The 4,104-nt window shown below is 62.0% G+C and carries 2 protein-coding genes and 1 pseudogene; all 3 read left to right on the forward strand.

What is annotated here, in order from left to right; all coding sequences use genetic code 11:
• Positions 1-1,166: pseudogene (locus tag B1964_RS05755) on the forward strand (AAA family ATPase); the annotation flags it as partial.
• Between the two features lie 2 nt (positions 1,167-1,168).
• Entirely contained in the window at positions 1,169-3,049 is a 1,881-nt protein-coding gene (locus B1964_RS05760) for a hypothetical protein (RefSeq protein WP_079929184.1), read from the forward strand.
• Positions 3,050-3,058: 9 nt separating this feature from the next.
• On the forward strand, positions 3,059-4,104 hold a 1,046-nt coding region (locus B1964_RS05765), incomplete at its 3' end, for an alpha/beta hydrolase (RefSeq protein WP_139765639.1).

Below are 4,104 nucleotides of genomic sequence, written 5' to 3' on the forward strand. Positions count from 1 at the left end.
CCCCCGACGAACCAGCAACACGGCTGGTGATCGTACCGATGGAATTCACCCACAGCGCCCGCAGCACCAACAGCTCGGCCCTGCACTGGGCTCAGAGTTGTCTGGAACACCGCGGGACGGCCAACCGGACCTACAAGAACGCTCTCATCTTCCTCGCCGCCGACGACAAACGCGCGCGCGAACTCGACGATGCCGTCCGCAGCTTCCTCGCCTGGCAATACGTCAAGGACAACGCCGACGGCCTCGGGCTCGGTGGCCAGCAGACGAGGCAAGCCCAGTCACGGATGTCCAAGGCGGACGGCGTCGTCGCCGACCGCCTCACCGATTCCTTCATCTGGGCGATGGCCGCTGACCAACCACCCGGAGCTGCGACGTACGCACTGGAGACCTTCAACACCGGCGGCACCACCGACGACCTCATTGCCCGTACCGGCAAACGCATGGCCGACAAGAGCCAACTCTCGTTTACCCGGTCGTGCACGCTGATCTCGATGGATCTCACCGGCCCACTTGCCGCTGCGTGGGAACCCGGCCACATCAGTATCGGCGCTCTCTACGGGTACTACGCCACCTATCCGTATCTGGCTCGCCTGCGAGACCGCGATGCCCTCATCGAGGGATTGCTGACGGTCTACGGCGATACCACCTGGCAAATCAACGGTTTCGCATTCGCTGTGGGCTATGACGAAACGACCGATGAGTATCTCGACATCCATCTGCCTACCGATGAGGCAACGCCACAATTGGCCGACAGCACGTTGATCGTAGAGCCCAAGCGGGCGTTGCGGCAGCGTGAGGCTGATATCGAGAAGATCAGCGGAAGCGGCGGCCAGGGCGGTGGTACCGCAGGCGGCCGGACAGGTCCGACCGGACCTGGAACCGGCAGGCCAGGTCAGGGGGGCACCAGTGGAGACGACCCCTTGCCGTCTCGTACGACGCGATACTTCGCGTCCACGACGCTCGACGGTGACTTCCCGGCGCGCGACTTTTCCACGATTCAGCAAGAGATTCTCGCAAATCTGTCACTGGTACCGGGTACAAGTGTCGATGTGCGAATCGAAATCAGTGCATCGAACCCAGACGGCTTCACCGACTCCACCATCAGAACTGTTCGCGAGAACGCCGCGACCCTCGGCTTCGACCAGTCCGAATTCGAGGTCGAGTAACGATGACCGCGGCGGCACCGACATCCAGTGCCTCGCTGACCACCGAACTCGGCTGTAGATCGCTGTTTCGCATCGACACGGATGCCGCCTTGACCACCAAGGTGCACCAACAGCTCTACTCGTGGTGCAAGGAAAAAGACTGGGACGCAGACCAGATCACTGGGCCGGGCGTCGTCACCGTTGCCGACGGGGTGACAGCCTCGTTGGTCCGCGACGAACGCCAAGACGGCAGTACCATCGAGCGTTATCGGTTCCATCAGGATCAGGGTCAAGGGGTGTGGATCACCCAGCTCACCACCTTCGTCGACCGAACCGATTCGGGCTGGGTATGGACCGATGTCCTCGGTCCCAGCGACCGCGCACCCGGTGTACCGCGGCTGGTTCGCAACATTCTCGAGGTCACCGACGGCCTCGACGGCTCTCATCGTCTCACCGCAGCACCGTATCGAGCCACCGTCGATGACGTCGACTACCTCTACGACGCGCTCATGGACCCCGAGCGCAGAGGTTTCCTGTTCCTCGCAGGAGCCGACGACAACATCAACATCCCGCAAGCCGACTGGCTGCGCTTCGTGTCGAAACTGCTGGCGGGCACCCGCGGCATGGCCAGCGCCTATGCGCTCGACCCGGCCACCACGCTCGAACTCAACTCACGACTGCCCGAATCCCATCGGGTGAAAGAGTGGTCGATCCGCACCTACCTGCCCGACCCGGTGCTCGACGATCGCCACGATGCGGTGCGACACCGCATTCTCACCACACCGCGCATCGTTGGCGACTCCGAATCGCGACTTCGTGATCTGCTCGCTCGATCAGCCTGTCGCCATTCTGCCTCGACACCGCTGCCCCACGAATTACTCCGGATCGATCGCAGACTCCGACAGCTTCTCGACGAAACCCTCATCGACTCCGTCGCCACACAAGTGCCTGCAGCAGCGGAGCTCAAACCGGCCGATCCTGATCTCGGGGGCAAGACATCGCCAACAGAGCAAGTCCCCGCCGACGACCAGACAGCTTCGACCGATCAACGTTCGACGGTCCCGACGAGCGTCTTCGCCGCATTGCGCTCGGTGGTGTCGTCTGTGATCGGAACCGCAGAGGTGACCGTCGACGCCGTTACCCGACTCGGGGAGCTCGCTTCGGAGGCACTTAAGTCCGGCGACCATCTGCGGCTCATCCGCACCCGCTTGCGCACTCTCGAGGACGAGCGCAGCAGCCTCGAGGAGCAAAAGACCGAATTCGCACGCCGCGCGCAAGACGGTCAGGAAGAACTGGCGGGCATCCGCATTGATTTCGCCGACGCCGAGAAGGAGCTGCGTCACCTTCGCTCGGAGCTCGCCCGACTCGACCGCGAGGGAAGCGTGCAGTGGGTTGCCGAGAAAGTCTCGACGGACGACCCTCCGGCAACATTCGACGAACTCATCGACCGCATCAACGAGTTCGACCTGGTCCGGTTCACCGGTGACCGTCGGACTGCAGTGGAACTCGATGAACATGGACTTCTCGATTGGCCGATCCGGACCTGGGACGCATTGCGCGCGCTCAACGATTACTGCAGAGTACGGTCACACGGCACCTTCGATGGCAGCGTCGACGACTACATCAATGATGTGCCGCCCGGGTGCGCATCCCTCACACCCGGTTGCCACGCAAAGGGCGAGACCCGCGCGACTCAGGACCATCCGATCTTCGGTAGAGCTCGAATCCTGCCGGTGCCGCGCGACGTTGATGCCTCGGGATTTGTGTTCATGGGCGCCCACATTCGAATCGCCAAATACGGCAGCATCTCTCCCCGAATCCACTACCACAACGACGCCACGGGTACCGGGAAGATCTACATCGGCTACATCGGTGCGCACCTACCCAACTTTCGAACGAATTGAGGACTGTCAATGAAGATTGTCTATCTACACGGTGTCGGTGACGGCGATCCGGAGCAGAGTTGGTTACGGGGCTTGAATGTCGGCCTCACGCAGCATGGATCTTCCGAGGTCTCACCTGACGACGTCATCGCACCGAGGTACGCAGGGCTCCTGACCACACAGGGGATCAAGGCCAAACACCCCAAGCGCACTTACAACGACCGCAACGATCACGACGCGCGTCGCGCATTCGAACGTCGACAGGCTCGCGTTCAACGCTCACTCGGCAAGAGCGGAGTGGTCCGGACCTTCGGGCTGGGCAGGGTGCCCGACGCCGTCCTCGAGAAGTTCCAGAAGTCTGGAGTCGACTGGCTGCCCATCCTGCGGCAAGTCAAGAACTACATGGAGAACGAGGACCTGCGCGCGGCAGTACTCCAACAGATCTTGGATGACCTTCCCACGTCGGGCGACGTGATTCTCATCGGCCACAGTCTTGGGAGTGTGATCGCGATCGACTTGCTCGACCACCTTCCGCCGAACCTTCACGTACGTCGCTTCATCACGATCGGGAGCCCAGGCGGATCCTCGTCGCTGCATCGGGGAAGTGACCGCATTCTGAAGCGTTTTCCCTATTCCAAGGTCGATGACTGGTCGAATTTTCTTGACGTGTACGACCCGGTCACGTCGGGACGCGGGCTGACGGGGATCTTTCCCGGCGCACAGGACTTCGGTATCGGCGATGCCTGGCAGCACAGGTCCGATCTGTACCTGAAGCATCCGGCGATTGCCGCTCTCGTGAGCGACACGCTCCATCCTTCGACGGATCTGGTTCCGAGCGACAGCGGTATTGTGTTGCGCCTGGAAGATACCGATGCCACAACGCTTCTCACTCTCGCATATGCCCGGCGTGTGGGTGCACTTCTGGACGGCGAGCAGAAGCTTCGATACGAAGACGCCCTGGCCGTTCTGCAGGATGGCTTCGCCCAGGCGTTACTCGAGCAGGGCGATGGCCGACAACTGCCGCCTGAGCTGGCACAACTTGCCCGAGGGCAGATGCCGGCATTGCCACGTCGTTG

This window comes from Gordonia sp. i37 (genome assembly GCF_002043085.1).
In the GTDB taxonomy this organism is placed as follows: Bacteria; Actinomycetota; Actinomycetes; order Mycobacteriales; family Mycobacteriaceae; genus Gordonia; species Gordonia polyisoprenivorans.